The 20371-nt window shown below is 61.0% G+C and carries 21 protein-coding genes; 9 read left to right on the top strand and 12 right to left on the bottom strand.

Translation table 11 applies throughout. From position 1 onward, the window contains the following. Positions 1-111: 111 nt before the first annotated feature. Complete coding sequence (rocD, locus tag AC1DGP_RS08845; RefSeq protein ID WP_441506575.1) at positions 112-1332, bottom strand: ornithine--oxo-acid transaminase; 1221 nt, start codon at positions 1330-1332, stop codon at positions 112-114. Between the two features lie 131 nt (positions 1333-1463). Then, complete coding sequence (locus tag AC1DGP_RS08840; RefSeq protein ID WP_441489202.1) at positions 1464-1682, bottom strand: hypothetical protein; 219 nt, start codon at positions 1680-1682, stop codon at positions 1464-1466. Between the two features lie 101 nt (positions 1683-1783). Here AC1DGP_RS08840 and AC1DGP_RS08835 point away from each other — a divergent pair, with 101 nt between their 5' ends. Continuing rightward, positions 1784-2386, top strand: a complete 603-nt coding sequence (locus tag AC1DGP_RS08835; RefSeq protein ID WP_441489203.1) for a TetR/AcrR family transcriptional regulator — start codon at positions 1784-1786, stop codon at positions 2384-2386. A 31-nt stretch (positions 2387-2417) separates the two neighbouring features. Here AC1DGP_RS08835 and AC1DGP_RS08830 read toward each other — a convergent pair whose 3' ends face one another. From AC1DGP_RS08830 to speB, 3 genes are all read right to left on the bottom strand, one after another. Beyond that, on the bottom strand, positions 2418-3662 hold the full coding sequence (locus AC1DGP_RS08830) for an MFS transporter (RefSeq protein WP_441506666.1): 1245 nt from the start codon (positions 3660-3662) through the stop codon (positions 2418-2420). A gap of 159 nt (positions 3663-3821) precedes the next feature. Further along, complete coding sequence (locus tag AC1DGP_RS08825; RefSeq protein WP_069877198.1) at positions 3822-4307, bottom strand: Lrp/AsnC family transcriptional regulator; 486 nt, start codon at positions 4305-4307, stop codon at positions 3822-3824. Beyond that, complete coding sequence (gene speB, locus AC1DGP_RS08820) at positions 4304-5356, bottom strand: agmatinase (protein WP_441489204.1); 1053 nt, start codon at positions 5354-5356, stop codon at positions 4304-4306. Before speB ends, AC1DGP_RS08825 begins: the two co-directional genes overlap by 4 nt. A 326-nt stretch (positions 5357-5682) precedes the next feature. Here speB and AC1DGP_RS08815 point away from each other — a divergent pair, with 326 nt between their 5' ends. From AC1DGP_RS08815 to gmtX, 4 genes are all read left to right on the top strand, one after another. After that, complete coding sequence (locus AC1DGP_RS08815; RefSeq protein WP_441489205.1) at positions 5683-6768, top strand: TRAP transporter substrate-binding protein; 1086 nt, start codon at positions 5683-5685, stop codon at positions 6766-6768. Positions 6769-7166: 398 nt separating this feature from the next. Further along, the gene (gene gmtY / locus AC1DGP_RS08810) at positions 7167-8582 is read left to right on the top strand and encodes a gamma-mobile-trio recombinase GmtY (protein WP_476825354.1); all 1416 of its coding nucleotides are present in this window, start codon (positions 7167-7169) and stop codon (positions 8580-8582) included. Continuing rightward, positions 8579-11209: a gamma-mobile-trio integrase GmtZ gene (gene gmtZ, locus AC1DGP_RS08805; protein ID WP_476832018.1), complete on the top strand. Its 2631-nt coding sequence runs from the start codon at positions 8579-8581 to the stop codon at positions 11207-11209. The genes gmtY and gmtZ overlap by 4 nt, the downstream gene beginning before the upstream one ends. Next, positions 11206-11874, top strand: coding sequence for a gamma-mobile-trio protein GmtX (gene gmtX / locus AC1DGP_RS08800; RefSeq protein WP_476832017.1), 669 nt, complete (start codon positions 11206-11208; stop codon positions 11872-11874). Before gmtZ ends, gmtX begins: the two co-directional genes overlap by 4 nt. Positions 11875-12053: 179 nt before the next feature. Here gmtX and AC1DGP_RS08795 read toward each other — a convergent pair whose 3' ends face one another. Continuing rightward, positions 12054-12260, bottom strand: a complete 207-nt coding sequence (locus tag AC1DGP_RS08795) for a helix-turn-helix domain-containing protein (RefSeq protein ID WP_476832016.1) — start codon at positions 12258-12260, stop codon at positions 12054-12056. 637 nt (positions 12261-12897) lie between these two features. Between AC1DGP_RS08795 and AC1DGP_RS08790 the strand changes: the two genes are divergently transcribed. From AC1DGP_RS08790 to AC1DGP_RS08775, 4 genes are read left to right on the top strand one after another with little or no spacing between them, the layout of a single operon-like run. Continuing rightward, positions 12898-13362 (top strand): hypothetical protein, encoded by a 465-nt coding sequence (locus tag AC1DGP_RS08790; protein WP_476825352.1) that lies wholly within the window; start codon positions 12898-12900, stop codon positions 13360-13362. Between the two features lie 9 nt (positions 13363-13371). Then, complete coding sequence (locus AC1DGP_RS08785) at positions 13372-14019, top strand: HAD family hydrolase (protein WP_476825351.1); 648 nt, start codon at positions 13372-13374, stop codon at positions 14017-14019. Then, the gene (locus tag AC1DGP_RS08780; protein WP_476832015.1) at positions 14004-14810 is read left to right on the top strand and encodes a metallophosphoesterase; all 807 of its coding nucleotides are present in this window, start codon (positions 14004-14006) and stop codon (positions 14808-14810) included. The genes AC1DGP_RS08785 and AC1DGP_RS08780 overlap by 16 nt, the downstream gene beginning before the upstream one ends. Beyond that, positions 14807-15400, top strand: coding sequence for an AbrB/MazE/SpoVT family DNA-binding domain-containing protein (locus AC1DGP_RS08775; protein WP_476825349.1), 594 nt, complete (start codon positions 14807-14809; stop codon positions 15398-15400). The genes AC1DGP_RS08780 and AC1DGP_RS08775 overlap by 4 nt, the downstream gene beginning before the upstream one ends. Before the next feature lie 100 nt (positions 15401-15500). Here the strand turns inward: AC1DGP_RS08775 and AC1DGP_RS08770 are convergent, their stop codons facing one another. From AC1DGP_RS08770 to AC1DGP_RS08745, 6 genes are all read right to left on the bottom strand, one after another. Next, positions 15501-15749, bottom strand: a complete 249-nt coding sequence (locus AC1DGP_RS08770; RefSeq protein ID WP_476825348.1) for a hypothetical protein — start codon at positions 15747-15749, stop codon at positions 15501-15503. 371 nt (positions 15750-16120) lie between these two features. Continuing rightward, positions 16121-16414 carry a hypothetical protein gene (locus tag AC1DGP_RS08765; protein WP_476832014.1) on the bottom strand — a complete coding sequence of 98 codons (294 nt, stop codon included), beginning with the start codon at positions 16412-16414 and terminating at the stop codon, positions 16121-16123. After that, positions 16414-17694: a Y-family DNA polymerase gene (locus tag AC1DGP_RS08760; RefSeq protein ID WP_476832013.1), complete on the bottom strand. Its 1281-nt coding sequence runs from the start codon at positions 17692-17694 to the stop codon at positions 16414-16416. Before AC1DGP_RS08760 ends, AC1DGP_RS08765 begins: the two co-directional genes overlap by 1 nt. Next, positions 17691-18227 (bottom strand): LexA family protein, encoded by a 537-nt coding sequence (locus AC1DGP_RS08755; protein ID WP_476826980.1) that lies wholly within the window; start codon positions 18225-18227, stop codon positions 17691-17693. The genes AC1DGP_RS08760 and AC1DGP_RS08755 overlap by 4 nt, the downstream gene beginning before the upstream one ends. Positions 18228-18464: 237 nt before the next feature. Beyond that, complete coding sequence (locus tag AC1DGP_RS08750; RefSeq protein WP_476826160.1) at positions 18465-18686, bottom strand: hypothetical protein; 222 nt, start codon at positions 18684-18686, stop codon at positions 18465-18467. A 155-nt stretch (positions 18687-18841) separates the two neighbouring features. Then, entirely contained in the window at positions 18842-20026 is a 1185-nt protein-coding gene (locus tag AC1DGP_RS08745; protein WP_476832012.1) for a DUF1254 domain-containing protein, read from the bottom strand. Positions 20027-20371: the final 345 nt, after the last annotated feature.

Here is a 20371-nt window from a genome sequence, read left to right as displayed (position 1 = left end):
TTCTGAGCGAAGCCGCTTAAAGGGGAGGCAGCGCAAATCATTGATTTTATTGATTGTTTATGCCCCTGTCTGATTCCGCGCGGATTGTGCCTGCGCGCTTCGACACCGTGCTCAGGCTGCGCTGGCCCTGCGCTGTCCGCCAAACGCGGCAAAGACTGCCTCGCAGCGGTCGAGTCCCCAGTCCAGTTCCGCCCGGCTGATCGTCAGCGGCGGGGCGAATCGGATGACCGTCTCGTGCGTTTCCTTGGTCAGCACGCCGGCGCTGGCCAGTGCCTTGACGAGCGCCTTGGCGGAACCCACTGCCGGATCGATATCGACGCCGATCCACAGACCGGCTCCCCGGACGTCCCGCGCGATACCGCGGGTCATCGCGGCAAGGCGCTGCTTCATGTGAGCGCCCTGTTCGGCGGAGCGCTGCACCAGCCGCTCTTCCTCGATGATCTTGAGCGACTCCAGCCCGATCGCGGCGGCGAGCGCGTTGCCGCCGAAGGTCGAGCCATGCGAGCCGGGCTCGAACAGGCGCATGACATCCCGAGAGGCAAGGAAGGCCGAGACGGGATAGACACCGCCGCCAAGCGCCTTGCCGACGATCAGGCCGTCCGCTCGGATGCCCTCATGCTGATGCGCGAACCAGCGCCCGGTGCGTCCGAGCCCGGACTGGATCTCGTCGAGGATCAGCAGGACGTTGTGGCGGTCGCAGAGTTCGCGCAACCGCTTGAGATAGCCCGCAGGCGGCATGACGATGCCCGCCTCTCCCTGGATCGGCTCGATCATGATGGCGGCGGTGCGGGGGGTGATCGCCGCCTCGACGGCCGCTGAATCACCGAAGGGCACCGTCACGAAGCCCGGTGCGAAGGGGCCGAAACCGTCGCGATAGCTGTTCTCGGAGGAGAAGCCGACGATCGTCGTGGTACGCCCGTGGAAATTACCCGCGGCGACGATGATCTCGGCCTGATCCCTGGCGATATCCTTGACCCGGTAGCCCCAGCGCCGTGCCGCCTTGATGGCGGTTTCGACCGCCTCGGCGCCGGTGTTCATCGGCAGCGCCATGTCCTGGCCCGATACGGCGCAGAGCTTCTCGAGGAAGGGGCCGAGAGGTTCGCAGTGGAAGGCCCGGCTCGTCACCGCGAGCTTGCGCGCCTGTTCGCTCAGGACCTTGAGAATACGCGGGTGACCGTGGCCCAGGCTGACGGCCGAATAGCCGCTCATCATGTCGAGCCGTTTCACCCCGGAGGTATCGGTCAGCCAGACACCCTCGCCATGTGAGAGCATGATCGGCAGTGGCGCGTAGTTGGCGGCACAGACCTGCTGCTCGAGCGCGATTGCATCCATGGTCGTTCTCCCTCGTTCCAGCGAGGGTAAATCTGCCGAGACGACCGGTTCGTGTTGGAATCAGCTCCATCGGCGGCCGATTCTGTCGAGTGAGCGACAGAATCGGACACGCCAGCGCCGCATGGACGTGGCTAGGCCGTGCCGCGACGCGCGATCGGTATGACGAGATAGACCATGCCGAGCACCATGGGCGGCACGGCCAGCGCGGTGACCGACCAGGTCGACCAGCCGGCCGTCAGGGGAGCAAGCAGGCTCAGCAGGGCGTTGATGAGAAGATAGGCGCCGACCATGAGCGTGCCCAGGAAGCGAAGCCTGGCGAGGATGCCGGGGAGTGATGACGATTGAGACATGCTCTTCTCCAAAACGAAACGTACCGTTTCGATATATTGATATGCACAGCCCGTTTCGTTATGCAAGAGGCGGATGACATAAAGGAGTCGCGTCGTCACTCATGAGCGGGATCGATCAGCCCACGCCACGGCGCGCCTCGATTGGGGCCAAGCGCAGTCCGGCCTCTGAGGCTGCGATTCTCGCCGCGGCCCGCGCCGTGCTGGCTGAAGGGGGCTATGCGGGTTTCTCGATCGACGCCGTCTCCCGGCGCGCGGGTGCCGGCAAGCCGACGATCTATCGGTGGTGGAAGACGCGCGCCGATCTGCTCATGGACGTCTATGACGCCGAGAAGGCGTCTATGCTGACGCAGCCGATGACGGGGGACCTGACGGGGGACCTGGTCGCCTATACCGAGGGGCTCTGGGACTTCTGGTCGGCAACGCCATCAGGCCGGACCTTTCGCGCCCTCATCGCCGAAGCCCAATCGAACAGCGCCGCTCTCGACGCCCTGCGCCTGAAATTCCTGCCGAAGCGGACACTCCACCTGAGCAAGCTCTTCACCGCTGCGGCCGGGCGAGGCGAGATTGCCGAAAGCGAGATCGAGACGCGGCTCGCGCTCTATATCGGCTTCAACTGGTACTATGTCCTGACCGACCGCCTCGACGAGGGGCGGGCGGCCATTCCTGCGGCCATGAGTCTGATCGCAGCGCCAGCGTCCCGCTGACGGGACGCTTGGCAGGGGCTTATTGGAGACGCTATTCGCCCGGGGCGAGCGCTGCCCTGCCTGCCTCGCTGGCCTGCATGTCCCACAGCGTCAGCAGCCAGATCGCGAAGCCACCGAGCGCGAGCGCGCTGCCGACCCAGCCCGTCGAGGTCCAGCCATAGCCGGAGGCAATCGCCATGCCGGCGAGCAGGGGGCCGAGCGCATTGGCGAGGTTGAAGGCGCTGTGGTTCAACGCGGCAGCGAGGGTTTGCGCGTCCTCCGCGACATCCATCAACCGGGTTTGCAGAGGCGTGCCAAGGCCGCCGCCACAGCCGATCATGAAGACCACGATCGAGACGGTCCAGATATTGCCGGCGGCGAGCGGAAACAGGGCGAGCGAGGCCGCGCTCCAGAGCAGGATGCCACCGACCGACGGCATCAGGGCCCGGTCCGCCGCCCAGGCACTGACGATCGTGCCAACGGTCATGCCGAGCCCGAAGATGGCGAGCACGACCGGCACCATGCCCGGCGCGACATGCGTGACCTCCATCAGTGTCGAGGCGACATAGGTGTAGACCGCGAACATGCCGCCGAAGCCGATCGCGCCGATCGCCAGCGTCAGCCAGACTTGCCTGTGCCGAAGCGCGCCGAGTTCGCGCAGCGGGCTCGCCCCGGGCTGCGGCCTGTCCTTCGGTGCGAACGCCGCGACCAGAATGACGGTGAGGAGGGCCAGGGCCGCAACGACGCCAAAGCCCCAGCGCCAGCCGAGCGCGAGGCCCAGCCAGTTGGCGAGGGGCACGCCGAGAATGGTGGAGATCGTCAGCCCCAGCATGACGCGGGCGACCGCCTGCGAACGCCGGTTCTTCGGCACCAGCGAGGCGGCGACCAGGGCTGCGACGCCGAAATAGGCGCCGTGCGGCAGGCCGCTGAGAAAGCGGAAGACGAGCATCCAGCCATAGGTGGGAGCAAGCGCGCTCAAGCCGTTGGTGATGGCGAAGGCCGCCATCAGCCCGATCAGCAGCGTCCGCCGCGAGAGTTTTGCCGCGAGCACTGCGATGACGGGGGCGCCGGCAACGACGCCGAGCGCATAGGCGCTGATCACGTGCCCGGCGGTCGGCCCGTCGACGCCGAGGCCGACTGAGAAATAGGGCAGCAGGCTCATGACCGCGAATTCGGCCGTCCCGATGGCGAAGCCACCCATCGCCAATGCGAACAGAACGAGGCTGGTGCGTTGAGCCGGCGCGGCAAGCGATCCTGCTGGGCGCGCGACAGCCGCTCCCGTGCTGGAGGAGGTCATGGAATTCGTCCGGGTGATGAAGGCGCGATGCTGCGGCGCGATGTTCACGCTGCGCTGCAATATATTGTCTCCGACATGCGTTCGACGCAAGAGCCCAAGGGCTCAATCGCGCGTAGGGCAGGGCGCCATGAATTCAGGGCATGGCGCCCGCTGCGCTGCTTACTGCTCCGCCAGGGGGTATCCGTCGAAGTCCTTCAGCGCCTTCAGTGCGAAGGTGGTGGCAATCTTGGCCACGCCGAGCTGCGCATCGGCCAGCCAGGTCCCCGTCAGTTCCTCATACTCCGCCAGTGAATCCGCGACGATGCGGGCAAGATAATCCGCCTCGCCGCTGACCACCTGCACCTCGACCACGTCCGGACAGGCCCTCAAGACCTTCTCGACCCGTTCGCGCCGCCCGACCGAGTGGTCGCGCAGCGAGATCTGCGCGAAGGCGACGATGGCGTGGCCCGCGATCTCCGGCGACAGCCTCGCGCCATAGCCGAGGATCAGCCCCGAGGCTTCGAGCTTGCGCACGCGCTCGAGGCAGGGGCGGGCGGACAAGCCGACCCGCTCCGAGAGCGCCTGATTGGTGATGCGGCCCTCCGCGCGCAGGATCGTGACGATCCTGCGGTCGATCGCGTCGAGCTGGACGGCCTTGCGTTTCACGGCCTGCCCTTGCCGGCAGCGCGCGCCTCGGCGATCAGGCAGAGTTCGGCGAACAGGACCTGCGCCGCGCATTGGGCCGTATTCGAGGTCGCGTCATATTGCGGCGCGACTTCAACCACGTCAGCCGCGACGATATCGCGGCCCTTGAGGCCGCGCAGGATCGCAAGGGCCTCGCGCGGCGTCAGGCCGCCGACCTCGGGCGTGCCGGTGCCGGGCGCGAAGGCCGGGTCGAGCGAATCGACATCGAAGGAGACATAGGTCGGCCCGTCGCCGATCACGGCAAGCGCCTTTGCGATCACCGCATCGAGCCCCATGCGGTCGACCTCATCGGCATGGATCACGGTCATGCCGGACTCGTAGGAGAACTCCCAGAGATACTCGGCGCCGCCGCGGATGCCGATCTGGATGACGCGCTCGGGATCGAGCACACCATCGAGTACGGCCTGCCGGAATGGCCCGCCATGATGGAATTTCGAGCCTTCATAGGGCCCGGACGTGTCGCAATGCGCGTCGATATGAACCATGCCGACCGGGCGCTTCTCGCCGACGGCCTTGAGGATCGGATAGGTGATCGAATGGTCGCCACCGACCGCAAGCGTCGAGACGCCGGCCTTCACGATCGTCTTGAAAGTCGCTTCGATATCCTCGTGGCAACTCTCGAGCGAATAGCGCGAGCGGAAGGGCACGTCGCCGATATCGGCAACCTTGAGCTGGCCGAAGGGCGCCATGCCGGTGACGTGATCCATCGGCCCCATGCGCTCGACGGCCCGGACCGCGCGCGGCCCCAGCCGCGTGCCGGCACGGTTCGTGACGCCGAGATCCATCGGCAGGCCAATGATCGCGACGTCGAGCCCGCCGAGATCGGGCTTGCTCAGTGCATCGGGCTGGTAGGGCGCGCTGATGAAGGTCGCAACGTCGGAGAAGGGCCATTTCCGACGGTCGCCCTTGAACTGGTCGGCAGCGACCTTGGCGAAGCGCGGGTCGTGGATGTCGCCCCCGCTCGCGCCGGCATAGCGGGCTCTCAGCCTGGCGAGTTTGTCCTGATCCATGTCGCGTCTCTCATCAATTTGTCTGCATTGCGCGATCGGAGGTTGACCGGGCCCCGCGAAAGTACCATGCGCTTCGTGTGCAGCCGTGCCATGCCTTGAGCGCAATTGTCGAGGCGTCTGGGTTGGTTGACGGTGATGCGATGTTTGGGGAGAGCTGCGCAAATCTTGTGCAGGCGCGGATCGGCGGCAGGAATGAAAGTTTGGATCAACCAAACATGCCCGCAAGATCGACTGCATTCCTAGCCAGAATGATCCTTGAAACTTCGCCGTAACGGGACCGAACCCGCCTGCGCATCGCAAAGTCGAAATCCGAGGAGATGTCCATAATGAAGCGTCGTCAATTTATTCAGGCCGCCACTGCTGGCGCTGCGGCCTCCGCTGTCGCCATGCCGGCCGTTGCGCAGTCGAAACCGGAAGTGAAATGGCGCCTGGCGTCGAGCTTCCCGAAGTCTCTCGACACGATCTATGCCGGCGCCGAGATCATGGCCAAGATGGTCTCCGAACTGACCGACGGCAATTTCCAGATCCAGGTCTTCGCGGCGGGCGAAATCGTTCCCGGCCTGCAGGCGGCGGATGCCGTCACCAACGGCACGATCGAGATGGCGCACACCGTCTCTTATTACTATGTCGGCAAGGATCCGACCTTCGCGATTCCCGCATCGGTGCCGTTTGGTCTCAACGCCCGCATGCAGAATGCCTGGCTCTATCAGAACGGCGGCAATGAGCTGTTCAACGAGTTCTTCAAGAAGTTCAACATCTACGGCCTGCCCTGCGGCAATACCGGCGCGCAGATGGGCGGCTGGTTCCGCAAGGAATTCAAGACCGTTGCCGATCTTCAGGGCCTGAAGATGCGCATCGGCGGTATCGCCGGCCAGGTTCTGGCCAAGCTCGGCGTCGTGCCGCAGCAGCTCGCCGGTGGCGACATCTATCCGGCGCTGGAAAAGGGCACGATCGACGGCGCCGAGTGGGTCGGCCCCTATGACGACGAGAAGCTCGGCTTCTCCAAGGTCGCGCCGTACTACTACTATCCGGGCTTCTGGGAAGGCGGGCCGACGGTCCATGCCTTCGTCAACCTGGAGAAGTGGAACGCCCTTCCCAAGGCCTACCAGGCAGCCCTGACCGCCGCCTGCACCTATGCCAACACGCAGATGGGCGCGCGTTATGATGTCGTGAACCCGCCGGCGCTGAAGCGCCTGGTCGGTGCCGGCACACAGCTGCGCCCGTTCTCGCAGGAGATCCTCGAAGCCAGCCTCAAGGCCACGAACGAACTCTACGCCGAGATCTCGGCCAAGAACCCGGACTTCAAGAAGGCCATCGATACGATGACCGCTTTCCGCTCGGACCAGTATCTCTGGTGGCAGGTCGCGGAACTGACCTTCGACGTCTTCCAGGTGCGTTCGCGCGCGCGCTGAGATCGGCAACATCGACTGAGATCTTCTCGGTCGAGATCAACGCGAAAGCCCGGCGCAAGTTATTCCACCCAACCTTTGATACATAGTTGGTGGGCTCAGGGCCAAAAATCTAACAAAGCCCCTCTCAGAGGGGCTTTTTCTTGCAGAGCTTGGCGAGAAGCTTAATCATAAATGTGCATACTATGATTCGAGGAAAAGTAGGAGGAGCACGAGTTGTGTTTGGCTGACGCGAGCAGTTGCCCCGGCTGAGCTGGTCAGGGTTGCTCGGCCGGGGCGGCTGCGCCTTCAGATGGGAATTGGATCGTGGCAGGTTGAAGTGTGATGCTTGAAAGACCCACCATCGTGATGGCTGTCGCTGCGGCGGGTCGCTTCGCCGACTTGCTAGAAAGGACGCTCCAATGTTTGTGACCGTGAAGGCGCGCGTCTTCACCGACGAGTCCGGTGCCTACACCGAGATTCCGGGCCTCATGACGCCTGCTGGAGTGCTCGAGCCGTTGCTGGACTATTTTCTGGCTCGCAGCCACGACCGCAGTCTTGCCTGGATGGCTAAGGTCGCGCGCTCGATGCGCATGTTTCTTGAGTACATTCAGATCAACCCGCTTCAGCGGGACAGCTATCATTTGTTCCAGAACTTCGCGCAGCGCCTATACACAGGCACCTTCGATCGCCAAACCGGCTTGGATCCTAGTGGGCTAGCCTGGCGCGCGCGGTCGGCAGTGGATGCTAGCCATATAATTACCCATCTCACGGACTTCTTTGATTGGCTCAGTGAGATGCGACCCGGCGTGGCGACCGTCAATCCTCGCTATTCGGGTGGGCTCTATGATCGCCTCTGCGACGAAGCTGCCTATCAGTTTCGCCGCGACCGTGCTTTCCTGGGCCACATTTGGCCTGCGAACTCTACACCAAAGAAGGCAGGGCGCCGGGTTCGCGCTGCACGGGTCCCTAAAGTCGCCCAAGGAGAACCACCAGCCTTCCCCGAAGAGTACTTCATGGATTTGCTCACGAGGGGCTTTAGGGCAGGCTCACGGCCGGATTATCGCAACATTTTGATTACCCTGCTGTTGCATGGAGCCGGCTTTCGGGAGTCTGAGCCCTTCCATCTCTACGTGGGAGATGTCTTTCCCGATCCCGCCAATACCAGCCAAGCGATGGTGTTGATCCATCATCCCTTCGAAGGCATGGCGCCAGCCGACTGGTGCGATGAACTTGGTAGGCCGCGCGAGGGCAACCGCGCCGCATATCTGCGTGAAAAGTTCGGCCTCGTGCCGCGGACGCAATTTCTCGACAGTCGGGCTGCGGGTTGGAAAGGGGGCATACACGACGGTCCATACTATAAGCAGGCCTACTGGTTCCTGCCCGAATACGGCGAACTCTTCCTACAGTGGTGGTACAAGTATCTTGAGGCCGTTGCGTGCCTCGACCGGCCCCATCCTTTCGCCTTCGTTAACCTGCGACGCGCACCGCTCGGAGGGATGTATTGCCTGAGCCAATATAACAAAGCTCATGCCGCAGCTTGCGAGCGCATCGGGTTACGGGTCAGCAAGTGGCTCGGCACCACGCCGCATGGGCACCGGCATGCGTACGGGCAGCGCCTGCGCAAGGCCGGACTCGAAAAGGCACTTATCCGTCGTTTCATGCACCACGCCTCACTCGAGAGTCAGGAAATCTACACCCAGCCCACCACGCGAGAGTTGCGGACTGAACTATTAGCCGCAGCCCAGCGCTTGAGTGCAACGACAAGCTCGTCAGCCTCGCCACTGCTGTTGAACGGGGGCCAGAGCGTTCGGAGGAAGGACGAAGTGAAGGCATGATCCAGAGCCGCCCAATAAAGTCGCTTACCTTTAGTCATAAGAAAATAGGTAAAAAGCGGAGCAGTGATCTGGAGCTGGACTGGGTAGGGCGCGAGTATCCCCATCTGAGTGTTTGGCGCTCCTTTGCCGTTGACTGGCTCAAAGGCGAGTCTCGAGGACTTGAGAACCGCCTCCAAGCTCTGGTCAGCTTCTTTAAAATGTACCTAATTGGTCAAAATCTACCGACCGATCCCAGCGTATTATTTGCGAGAAGCGAGCGGTTACCTGATTTCTTCGCGACATCTTGCCCGGATTCGAGGCATGGAATTATGTATAATAATCATATCAGCGATTTCTTGAATTTTGTTCTACTCCGCGAATACAGCGAGATTGATGATTTCGGGCAGCCGTGTATTTTGCCTATTTTTCACAACCCCGTCCCTCGACGCTCTAGAGATCGCTTTCCGCGGCGCGATGAAAGTGTATTTTCTCCGCTGCCCTACGGTTACATCGACGAACTGCGGCAGATGCTCGCCGAGGGGCCTCACTTTCGGAATTGGACATGGGCGCAGACGTCTCTTGGTGCGGAAATCGGAACTCGCGGGCGAACAGCTCCAGACTGGTTCGAGATCACCGCCGACCGAATCGATCGAAATGACCCAGATTGTGTCTGGCGCGTTCGACCGCGGCCCAATCACCGCGATGGGGATGTGCTGGAAATGTGGAGCCCGGTGCGCTGGGTTTGCCTGCTCGTCAAACTCCTCCTGCCACTCCGCACCTATCAGGTACGAATGCTGGATTCGGGTGAGGCTGACACTTGGCGCTATGATTCAACAGACAAGGGGCAATCTGGTGGCTGGCAGCTCAACACTCATCCGCATACTCAGCATCTCATGCACGGGAGCGAGCGCCAGCCTCTGCAACAGGGCGTCTTTCGCCGCAGCCGGCCAATCAGTGACGGTGATGAAGTCTCAACGGTACTATACATTAACACAAACAAGACCGCCGACATCAACCGCTCGGGTGCTGAGAAGGGCTACGTCCTACCTTGGATCGAAGGCGGTCCGGTGCATCTCGATGTCTTTTATTGGCTCGAGAAGCTGCGCAACTGGCAGAGCAAGTACAATCCAATCCCCCATCGTACGTCCTGGACGGATTTAGACGGGCGTCACATAACAGCTAAGAGCGCGATACAACTAGCGGGGTATCCTGATACCTGCTTCCTGTTTCGTTTAGCCGAAGGATCCTCGGGCGAACATCACCTGCCCGTTGGCGAAGGCACCCTCTCTGGACCCTGGTTCGAACTGCTGAAGGCACTGGAGAGCCGCTTTGCTGCTCGGGGCGAAACTCATTCCAGTGGATCGCCCATTCGGCTCGTGCCACCGGCCGAAAAGAACAATCTCGGCAAGACCACTTACTACCCTCTGCACAGTCTACGCGTTTCGCTGGTGACGGCGCTGGCGCTTGAAGGCCAGGTCCCGTTCCCTGTTTTACAGAAGCTCGTTGGGCACAGCAGGCTCCTTATGACTCTCTATTACACCAAAGTGGGAGCGACTTATATCCGCGATGCCTTGGCCGGGGCGGCGGAGCGGCTTGAAGCACGCAAAGACGCGAGCATCCATAACTTCCTGCTCGATACTGAGTATGAAACGATGCTCCAGGAGGCAATTTGCAACAGCTCATCGAGCCTTGCAGCGGTTGTCCCGGAACATCCGGCAAACCGTAATCCTGCGGGTTGGATGGCCATGCACCACGGTCTTTGCCTCGTCGGTGGAAATACCAGCGAATTAGAGGGAAATCGCGCCATTGGCGGCTGTTTCAATGGCGGGGAAATGATGGCCGGCAACGGTGGCCTGAACCCTAGGCACGGCCCTGTGCCGGGCGGAAGCCGCAACTGCGTTCGCTGTCGCTGGTTTGTCACCGAGCCGCATCATCTGCCGGCCCTGGCTGCTCATTTCAATAACCTCGCGTTTCACTTCGACGAGGCACGCAATGCTTGCCTTTCACATGAAACCAAATTGCAGAAACTCAAGCGCGAGAAGGCCGCGGTAGAAGCTGAGGGTCGTCCCTTCGCCGAGCAAGGTGCTGTGCGCCAAGCCGAGCGTATTTGGGAAACCGCCATGAAGCGCTTCAGCGATTTGGCCGAAGACTTAGTCGCTTGCTGGCGGCTTATCGAGCGCTGCAAGGCCGCTCTCGATAAGCCGATGGGCAATGGAACTACCCTGGTGGCAGCGGGGACAGCACTTGAAGTGCAAATCGTCTTTGAGGAAACTGAGTCGGAACTCCTACAGCTGTCGCTGGTGTGCCAAGATGCCGAGATTTATCCTGACTTGGAACCCGGCAAGGCTGTTATCCGACGCGGCCAACTCCTTGATGCTGCTCTCTACCGTGACGAGCTTCCGCCCATTTTCATGCAGCTCTCGGAGGAGGAACAGTTGCGCGCGGGCAACGCCTTTATGCGCCGACTTGCCAAACAAATGGACCCCGGAAACCCTGCCCTCGGGGAGCGCCGTGTGATCGAGATCATGGACGCTGGAGAGCGCCTCAGCCAATATTTGGGGGTTGACCTCACTGGATTGCTGCCGACTGGGACGGGCCTCTCTTCAGCTCCAGGTGCGGGTATCACTTTGGTCGGAATTGGCCGATGATCCCGCAAACCTCGATCCATCCCGATGAGGTGTTGGATTCGCTGCTGGCAAAAGGCGGTCGCTCGCAACGGCTGCGCAATTTGACCGCCATAAATGAAATCTGCCGCCGACAGCACCAAGTCGGCTCGCGGGATTTCTCGATCGCAGCGATCGGTAAGCACTGTGAAGCGGATGGAATCCTGAAGGGCCGGGCCCTGTACAATGCGCAATCTACCGACTACAGGGCCCTCATCGATGCATGGCAAGCTTATGTCGGTCCGCCCGTGCCGAAGCAGGCCAAGGTGCTTGCTAGTAATGACTACTTAATGCGGATTCAGGATCCGGCTATCCGGTCTCTGATGCAAGCGATCATCGTCGAGCGGGACAAGCTCAAGGCGCAGCTCAACACATTGAAGGCCAACACCCACTTGATCGTGGACCGCCGTCCATTGGGCGGAAACGTCGTCTCCACTCCCAGGGCAGACCCCTTGATGCTTCAGCCAGCTGGAGCCCAGTTGACGGAATCAGAAAGACTCGCGCTGCGAAGGTCCACCTCCCGCGACTTCTTGGAAAGCCGGGGTTGGCAAGAAATCGATCTGGGGGAAATCATCAACGAGAAGGGGCGGACGATCTTTGATCCCGGCTATGCTACGGCCATCCGCAAGCTGTTGGGGGAAATCAAATGACTTCCTGCCGTCGGAGCCAACAGGCTAGTTGCAGGCAGGGGCATCGTTAGGCACGCACCGTCTTGCGAATTCAGCTGCTAGGGGGAGCGTCGCGTTCTTTGGGGAGAGTCTGCCACACGCGCAAGCCAGTGCTCAAAGGGCGCGAATTGGCTGCTAGGGCTATTTTTTGAGGGCGGCAATTACTCCTTGAGGAGATCCGCCACTTTCGCATTCAGCGCCATCGCCGCGCGGCTGAGAGTGGTTATGGTGGGATTTCGCATTCCGCGCTCAATCCCACTCACGTAAGTTTGCTCCACCCCCATACGGACAGCTAACTCCTCTTGCGAAAGCTTCGCCGTCGTGCGGAGCACGCGCACGTTTTTTCCCAGTATCTGACGCACGTCCATGCCCTGACCGAAGCCGAGGGCGTTTTGCGTTGCTAGGTATTATAGTATCTAAATCACCTTTCCGGTAACTTCTCGGTGGCGGCTGCAGTGGACGATCAACGACAGAAGCTCATGGGATTTGCAGGTTTGGAATTCGAATTCTCAATCGACCGAATGGATCCTGGAGTAGCTAGTTTTGAACTGCTTGTTAGCGCGACAGGGACCCGCCCTGATCGCGAACGCTGGCTGCATGGCTTTCAGCGCTGGTGCGACCTCCACGGATTAAGGCCAGAGGTCATCCGCGGCAATTCACGTACCAATAGGACCGCGACGAGGACGGTTGTGGCGTGCAAGCCTTCGATCCAAGCTTTCTTATTCCATTGGATTGGGGGCGACTGGCTTCGCTATTCCCAGCAGAACGCGACAACGTTATCCGCCGTTGAAAACTGGCAGATCGCTGCGCTTCGCCAGCAGATCGTCAAGCTCGAGGAACGCGTTCTTCAGTCTGAAAATTGCGTCGACCTTGACAGTATGATCCCCAATCGGCGGCCGCGGCGGACTTACAGCACTCGCTTGACAGCCTTCGCGAGATCTCGCGGAGGCGACCGATGACCCGGGGTGTCAACTGGTGGTCCGCCAACAGAGGGGAATGTTGATCATGCGCGCGCCACGCAGCCTTGAGGAGTGGCGACGCATACGCCGCCCGAGCCTTGGAGATTTTTTGCGGGTGGCCGATCGTTGGCGACTGTTGGAGGATGATCAGGTTCGCATTCTCCGGTGCGGTTCCGTTGAGCAGTTGAGACGCTGGATCGCGATCAATCAGACCAATGAGGCGTTGGTCATGAGCAGCGATACAGGGGAACGCATTACTGCCGTCGTCGGAGCGGCCGAGGCTGCAGGATATCTTTACACCTCCGAGGACGAACCACTCTGGCTCCGTGGTCCAATCACGGGACAACCGTATCAAGGCCAGACGCCCTTGAGCCTCATGAAGGAGGGTAGCGTCGAGGACATCATGAACGTTCGTCGGTATCTCATGGGCCTCACTCAGGGCGGCCCCGGTCCAAATGACGTCGATCGCGATTTCACTCCCTACACCGACGATAACTTGAAGTGGGAGTGACGGGTCCTGATGTCGGAAATCCGGGCAATCTGTTTCGATGCGTTCGGGACGCTTGTAGAAATCGTCGATAAGCGCCGTCCATTCCGAAAGCTGATGAACGAAAAGGGAACGGATCACCGTGCGGTCGACGTTCTGACCCGCCCCTTGAGCCTTCGAGAGGTTGCCAAAGAACTCGCCATAGTGATCGGCGAGGCGCGTTTGCGGGAACTGGAACTCGATCTTGATGCCGAGCGTGCTTCTATCCAGCTGCGCCCCGGAATGGCGGTGTTTTGGGCAGCGCTCCGACGGGCGGACTTGCGCATCGGAGTCTGCTCGAATCTGGCCCAGCCTTATGCAGAGCCGCTGCTAGCTATCCTCCCAGGCATTCCTGACGCGCTCGTCCTTTCGTTTGAGGTCGGCTTCATCAAGCCACAGCCAGAAATCTTTCGTTGCGTTTGCGAGGAATTCGGCCTTCGTGCCGAGCAGATCTTGTTCATCGGTGACACCCCAGAGGCAGATATCCTGGGGCCGAAGTCCGTCGGCATGCACGCCATCACAATCGACGCGTTCGAAGCCGCTGTGAACGGACGTGAAGAGCCCCGGATATCCGCTGAGGAAGTGCAGCCGCCTGAGATTCATCAGCTACTCGAGCGGGTTTGCGAATGCGTCTGCTCGTGATCTCGGACCTTCATCTGGAATTCGGCCCCTTCGAATTTCCGACGTCCATGCCGGAGTTCGACGTCGCTGTGTTTGCAGGTGACATCCACGAGCCCATCGTTGACGCAATCAACTGGATGGTGCGCCAACGGGAGGAAGGACCGCTCAGAGGCCGCCCAATCGTCTACGTCGCTGGCAACCACGAATTTTACAATAGCGAGATTAAGAGCAACTTGGCTAAGGCGGTTGCGCCAGCCGAAAACGCCGGTATCGATTTTCTGCACCGACGCACTGTCATAATCGATCGCGTCCGCTTTATCGGTTGCACGCTTTGGACCGACTATCGACTGCTTGGGACCCCAAAGCCCTCGATGATCATGGCCGGCCAAGAACTGAATGACCACCGCCTCATCCGATACCGCGAGGACAGCGGCCACTACAGCCGATTCATGCCTTGGCATGCGGCAGCCGAGCACCGGCTCGACCTCGCCTTCATTCGCAGCGAACTAGCAACGCGGCATGATGGGCCGACCGTCGTGGTGACGCATCATGCGCCACACCCGCAATCGGTCCAGCCGAGGCACCAGGGAAGCTCCCTTTCGCCGGCATTCGTTTCGGACCTCAGCGCGCTGATTGAACACTATCAGCCTGAGCTTTGGATCCACGGCCATGATCACGGATCGCATGATTACCGTGTTGGCAAAACGCGCATATTTGCAAATCAGGCCGGTTATCCAAACCTCCATCGGGATCGCGAGAACAGAGGCTTCGATCCGCGCTGTGTCATTAAGGTCGATGGAGCACTGAAATGAGCGGCTACGACGAAATTCGGTGCGAGATGCCGATGCATGCCTCCGATCTGGGGCCTGACACGGTGTTTCACACGCGAGCGTTCGTTGCGGTCTTCGGGGAGCGCTACACGATCACGGCGGATGGACGGCTGGTTCGCGATCCATGGTCCTCGCCCATCGACCACGGACAGGAAGAGAGTTTCACAGAGAGAGATGTCCGTGATGAGGCCGATCAAGCGAGCAAGGGCGAGGAGGTTGCGTTCGATGGGCATATTGAGTTTTGGACGACTGAGGCCATTCGACGGACGTTCTTCGCATGCTTCGTCGAGAGCCGTTGCGTTCAGATCTTCAAAGAGGCCGAATATCGTGAGTTCACGGAGGCGGTGCGGCGCTTCGCATTAGCGCGTCTGACCGAGCCGGGCACACCCATTGCAGTAAATGCGCGGGTCGCTGCATCTGAGGATGGCCTGCTCATCTCGCTTCCGAAAGCTATTGTTGAGGCGCTGTCGCTTAGGGAAGGCGACGAAGTCGAGGCAAAGATCGTCGGAGAGCGTGCGATCGAAATCGCTCGGGTTCATGCCCAGGCACAAGATCCTGATCCTGAACAGTAACCGGCCTTCCTGAGGGATCCACTCGATCTCTGCACGACCCTACCGGTACAGCTTTACAGCCGCGGATTGATGTCCGGGATTTCTCTCGCTCGGCAAGAGCCTAGTTCAAGCGCGTGCCAAAGTGCTTGCTGAAGGCCATGGCGTCTTTGGCGTCGGGAAAACTCACGCGAATGCGTTGGTGCTCGGGCTGCATCATTATGCGAGCTTGATGCGAAATCTCGTGGTCACTCAGCCATATCCCGATGTCGAACAGGCGCTCGTTAAGCGTGAACGGTTCGAGTGGAAGGTCGATCGCGAATGACCCCGCGGTGCCGACAATGTTGGTCACAGCGATGCCGAATTTCTGCATGCTGCCCTCCCGCCGCTCAGGACGAAGTCGCATAGTTTAGTCCTCCCTAGCGGACTTGTTCAATCGCGAAGCCCAGGCTGCGTAAGGCGTGTTCTTGGCCAAGTGCCGATTGAAGTCCGGAGCGCCGTCGTCCCACCAGACAGGGCCCCGCTCACCAAGCGCAACCTTGGCTGCTTCGACGGCGGCGCGGGCGACATGGAATTCGCCATTTCTACGTTTGGCGTCCTTCACCGCGCGACGAGCATCCATGAGATCGGCGACAAGCTCATGACGGCGCGCAGCCGAAAGGGTCGGATTTGTTGACCGCCACAACCTGCCGGCGACCATGAAATACCTGCTGTCCGCTGTTGTCGGATGATCGCGCCGGTCGCTCAATCCGGATACTCGCGGGCGAGGCGATCGTAAGCGTCCTCGGCTGTGAAGTCGTCGGCTATGGCGCTTTCGAGTTCATTCTCGTCGACGAGCACTCCGCCGAAATGGCCGATGAACGCACGCGCCAGGCCTCGGTCCTCGAATGCGATGCGGATCGTCTCCGAACCGGGAAAGCGGTCGAGAACGCGAAAGCCGATTTGCCAGTCTCCACACCAGCTCTCGATCCTGCGCAGGCGTTCCGGCGCAGCGGCGGCATCCAGTTTCATTTCGACCTGATGTCTGAAGCCTGGCATCACGCTCTCCCTACAACCGGAACCTCGTCGAGCCGCGTCGTGTAACGCGGCGAACGCATCTCGAATTTCGTGACCCACGCCTTCTGCTGCCGACCGATGCCAGCGGCTGCAGGAAAAACAACGCCACGACCGTACATCTTGTTGCACGCGTCCAAGGCCTCCATCAGCCGGCCGCTCTTTTCGCGATCGAGGGCGCCGATCAGGGCTCGCTGGGACATCTCCGGCGCCACCAGGTCGACCGTCATCAAGCCGGCCTTGGCGTAGCGGTAACCCGGCTTCCAGATCCGTCGCGCTCCCCACTTGGCTGCACGGACCAGGACGAGGGTGTCGTTGCTCGCCTCGGGGAAGTCGACCGTTGTCGAGACTGAACGGGCAGGGCCGTTGTCGAATGGAGAGGTGTGGAAAAAGACCGTAACGTGATCCGTCGCCAGCTCATGATGGCGGAGCTTCTCGCCAAGACGGGTAGCATGGGTAGCGATGGCCTCCTCCATCACCTCGAGGCTTTCGACCCGGCCGGAGAATGACCTCGTGACGGCACAACCCTTTCGAGTGGGGGCGACTGTATCGAGGTTGATGCAGGGCTGGCCGCGCAGCTCCTGGATGATTCGCTCGCCGACGACGGTGAGCGTCTGGCGAGCGAGCTTGGGATCGAGAGCAGCGACATCGGCGGCCGTCTTGCAGCCGAAGGCGGTCAGCTTGGCCTGGCTGGCACGGCCAATGCCCCAGACGTCCTCTAGCGGCATCAGCGGCAGCCACTCCCGGCGGACCGCCTCGCTCGTCAGGTCGCAGATGCCGCCGAGCTGAGATGTGGACTTCGCGATCTTGTTCGCGAGCTTTGCCAGTGTCTTCGTGGGGCCGATGCCGACGCAAGTCGGGATACCGGTCCATTTTGAAACCGTGGACCTCAGATCGCGGCCCAACTCCTCGCGGTGCTCCAGTGCAACCGGGGTCAGGTCGAGGAAGCTCTCGTCGATCGAGTAGATCTCGATATCGGGGGCGAACCGCTCATAGACGGTGTTCATCCGGCGGCTCATGTCGCCGTAAAGGGAATAATTCGACGAGAAGACGACGACGCCCTCGCGCCTGCACAGGTCGCGGATCTGGAACATCGGCGCGCCCATCTTGATCCCGAGCGCCTTTGCCTCAGCCGTCCTGGCGACCGCGCAGCCGTCGTTGTTCGACAGCACGATCACCGGCCGGCGTCGAAGCTTCGGATCGAATACGCGCTCGCAGGAGCAGTAGAAGCTGTTGCCGTCGATCAGGGCGAACGACCGCGTCATCGCCGGAAGCGCCGCACCGCGTTGGTGACCACGCCGAAAATGTCGATCTCGGCGTCTGGACCCGGGTCGTAGTCGGGATAGCGCCGGTTGCCGAACGCGAGACTTGAGCGCCCCCCGGCGATCCTGAAAATCTTGACGCTGCGCTCGCCGTTGACATCCACCACGACGGCGTCGCCGTCACGCGGGACGAGGCTGCGGTCGACCGTGATCAGGCTGCCGTCGAAGATCCCGACATCGATCGCGCTGTCGCCCGCGACGGTCATAATGTAGGTCGCGGGGGCGTTCTTGATCAGCGCCCGCGACAGATCGATCGGTGTATCGAGATAGTCGTCGGCCGGCGAAGGAAAGCCCGCGCGTACGGCCTTCAGATAGACCGGGAGAAAGACAGGCGGTCCGAGGACGACGGAGGACATGTGCATCGAGATGCGCTCTGGTTGACGGAACATAACAAGAACATCAGAAGCGCGGTCCGAGTCAATGTGGGCAATGCGTCTCGGGTCTGATGAGGCACGCTCTGAACGGGCGCCGAGCATTCTTCGGCATCCGGGATGTGCACATGCCCTCCTCCAGCGGAAGGCTTTTTTGCTTGGGTCGATTCTAACTTCTCCGGGCCATTTGAAGCGCGGGCTCTAATGCCCGAAGTTGGCGGCATCCGGTCCTAAGCGGCGGAACTCGCGAACTTCGGCTTTCCACCCAACTCAGACATTGAACTTGTCCCGCTATCCCGTCTGGAGCTGGAGCCATTCCAGACTCTTGCAATGTCCGCTGTTTCAGTCTCCGGCAGCGGCACCGAGTAGATAATCCTTCTGCAACTGCTGAGTGCTTGAAGGATACAGCGTCTGGCATTCCCGCCAGTAGCCGGACTTGGGCGCCCGGTTATTGGGATCGGCGCAGATCGCGGCGAGCTGCTGGGCCCGTGATTGCGAACTTTGACAACCCGACAGGATCAATCCGAGCGATAGGGCGATGCCGGTTAAGACGTAGGTCTTCATGACGTCCTTCCTTGATTGAGGTCTGGTGCTCGCCCGCTTGAGTGCGGGCAATGAATACTCGGGTTAGCGCGTCTGCTTCCGGCCCTTACCAGAGCCGAAAGCAACGCTGTGGGTTTTCTCGACTTCCCCGTGCTCTGCAACTGGTGCCGAACGGGTCAGTTTACCTTCCTGACCTCGGGCGGCTGCCACGCGCCGCTCAAGACGGACGCTTCGGGCCAATAGAGCCGCAGGATCAGCGAGAAATGTTCGGCAGGTGCCGGTATCCAGTTGGCTTCATTGTCCGCGCCCGGAGAATTTGCGCCGAGGTACAGGGTCAACGAGCCGTCCGCGGCGTATTTCAACGTCTTGTTCTTAGTGCCGAGCGAAAAGCGGTTGAGCGTATTGGGGTGGAAGAACTTTTCTTCGTTGTAGAGGGTCAACGACCAGAAGCCCTTCACCGGCGGGACCTGCCCCTTTGCGAAGGTCACGGTGTACTGGTTCTTTCCATCGAGCGCTTTCCCCTCGCTGTCGAACTCGCGCAGATTGTACTGCGTTTCCGCGGAGGTATTCTGGTACATGCTCGATTTGCTGATGGCGGTCCGGTTCAAATAATCGGTGCCCCATTCGGCGGCATTCGCCGGCACGGTCCAGCCATTGCCCATCGCCCGGCCATTGTATTGGAACTGGAAGAACGGCTCGACGAGTTCCTTCTCAGCGGCGGCGAACGAGTCGATCAGGGTCTTCTTGGTTCTCGGATTGCGATCCGCGGCGTCCCAGACGGACGCGATCCAGCGATAGAGCGCCTCCTCGCCGGGCAGCGGCGGCACCTCCCACATGACCATCCGCAACTCGTCATAATAAGTTTCCGGGTTCACCCACTTGCTCTCGCCCTTTGGCGCATTGGCTGGGGCGGGGGGCACAGGGAAATGCGGCGACTTGCTGTAATCCTTCGTCTTCACTGTGCCGGTGTACTGGCTGAGCGGATACATCACGATCTGATCGATGATCGGCTGCACGGCCGCGGAATCTTCGGGAGTGTTATCCTTGAAGACCCGCGGGACGATAAAGACGAGATCCGTGGATGAACGGATCACACCAGTGATGCCCTTGGGATACTCCCCCCTCCAGCTCGGCCCGACGATCATGTAGAAGCCGGGCACGGTCCCATACTGTTTTCCGACCCGGCCGATTTCGTCGGTGCGCTGGTCATACATCGCATAGACGTAGAAGCGCTCCCCGAAATCCGGAACCTGAATGACGGTTGGTTCCTTTTCGAGCGCGGTGAAGCCTGCCCCGTAGGCGACATCCTGGTTGGGACAGACGATGAAGGTCTGATCGGGACTGACATAGCTGGTCAGCATCTGGTTGAATCCGACCGGGGCCACCGGCACGACGCCGCCCAGGAGGCCCGGCTCAGGCGCATGGGCAAAGGCAGCACGGCGGTTGTGCGCGTTCACCATCGGATAGCCCCACATGTAGGCCATGCGTCCAACAAGCTGGACATAGGCATCCGTCATCGTGTTGCCGGGGACGGGGCCGGGAACCTCAGCCGCGGTCCGTGGGATAGGTACCTGGAGTGCTCCGGTTGCAGGCGCGGCTGTTTGGGCGCCGGCTATTGAGGGGAGCACCAGCGCGGTGCAGACCGCAGTTGCTGCAAGAAGTCCAATCCGTGGCATCAGTCGGCTCCTGGAACATTTTGGTCGTGG

Source organism: Allobosea sp. 05T433, assembly GCF_056396065.1.
Note: the sequence above shows the minus strand (reverse complement) of the source record. Positions and strands in the feature narration are given on the sequence as shown.

Coding starts and splice junctions, on each gene's coding strand:
- AC1DGP_RS08765 (WP_476832014.1), bottom strand. CDS start 16,414: ATGCCAGGCTTCAGACATCAGGTCGAAATGAAACTGGATGCCGCCGCT.
- AC1DGP_RS08830 (WP_441506666.1), bottom strand. CDS start 3,662: ATGACCTCCTCCAGCACGGGAGCGGCTGTCGCGCGCCCAGCAGGATCG.
- AC1DGP_RS08840 (WP_441489202.1), bottom strand. CDS start 1,682: ATGTCTCAATCGTCATCACTCCCCGGCATCCTCGCCAGGCTTCGCTTC.
- AC1DGP_RS08750 (WP_476826160.1), bottom strand. CDS start 18,686: ATGAAGACCTACGTCTTAACCGGCATCGCCCTATCGCTCGGATTGATC.
- AC1DGP_RS08795 (WP_476832016.1), bottom strand. CDS start 12,260: ATGGACGTGCGTCAGATACTGGGAAAAAACGTGCGCGTGCTCCGCACG.
- AC1DGP_RS08790 (WP_476825352.1), top strand. CDS start 12,898: ATGCGCGCGCCACGCAGCCTTGAGGAGTGGCGACGCATACGCCGCCCG.
- AC1DGP_RS08775 (WP_476825349.1), top strand. CDS start 14,807: ATGAGCGGCTACGACGAAATTCGGTGCGAGATGCCGATGCATGCCTCC.
- AC1DGP_RS08835 (WP_441489203.1), top strand. CDS start 1,784: ATGAGCGGGATCGATCAGCCCACGCCACGGCGCGCCTCGATTGGGGCC.
- gmtZ (WP_476832018.1), top strand. CDS start 8,579: ATGATCCAGAGCCGCCCAATAAAGTCGCTTACCTTTAGTCATAAGAAA.
- AC1DGP_RS08745 (WP_476832012.1), bottom strand. CDS start 20,026: ATGCTGACCAGCTATGTCAGTCCCGATCAGACCTTCATCGTCTGTCCC.
- AC1DGP_RS08770 (WP_476825348.1), bottom strand. CDS start 15,749: ATGCAGAAATTCGGCATCGCTGTGACCAACATTGTCGGCACCGCGGGG.
- AC1DGP_RS08815 (WP_441489205.1), top strand. CDS start 5,683: ATGAAGCGTCGTCAATTTATTCAGGCCGCCACTGCTGGCGCTGCGGCC.
- AC1DGP_RS08785 (WP_476825351.1), top strand. CDS start 13,372: ATGTCGGAAATCCGGGCAATCTGTTTCGATGCGTTCGGGACGCTTGTA.
- gmtX (WP_476832017.1), top strand. CDS start 11,206: ATGATCCCGCAAACCTCGATCCATCCCGATGAGGTGTTGGATTCGCTG.
- AC1DGP_RS08760 (WP_476832013.1), bottom strand. CDS start 17,694: ATGACGCGGTCGTTCGCCCTGATCGACGGCAACAGCTTCTACTGCTCC.
- gmtY (WP_476825354.1), top strand. CDS start 7,167: ATGTTTGTGACCGTGAAGGCGCGCGTCTTCACCGACGAGTCCGGTGCC.
- speB (WP_441489204.1), bottom strand. CDS start 5,356: ATGGATCAGGACAAACTCGCCAGGCTGAGAGCCCGCTATGCCGGCGCG.
- AC1DGP_RS08780 (WP_476832015.1), top strand. CDS start 14,004: ATGCGTCTGCTCGTGATCTCGGACCTTCATCTGGAATTCGGCCCCTTC.
- rocD (WP_441506575.1), bottom strand. CDS start 1,332: ATGGATGCAATCGCGCTCGAGCAGCAGGTCTGTGCCGCCAACTACGCG.
- AC1DGP_RS08755 (WP_476826980.1), bottom strand. CDS start 18,227: ATGCTCGGCGCCCGTTCAGAGCGTGCCTCATCAGACCCGAGACGCATT.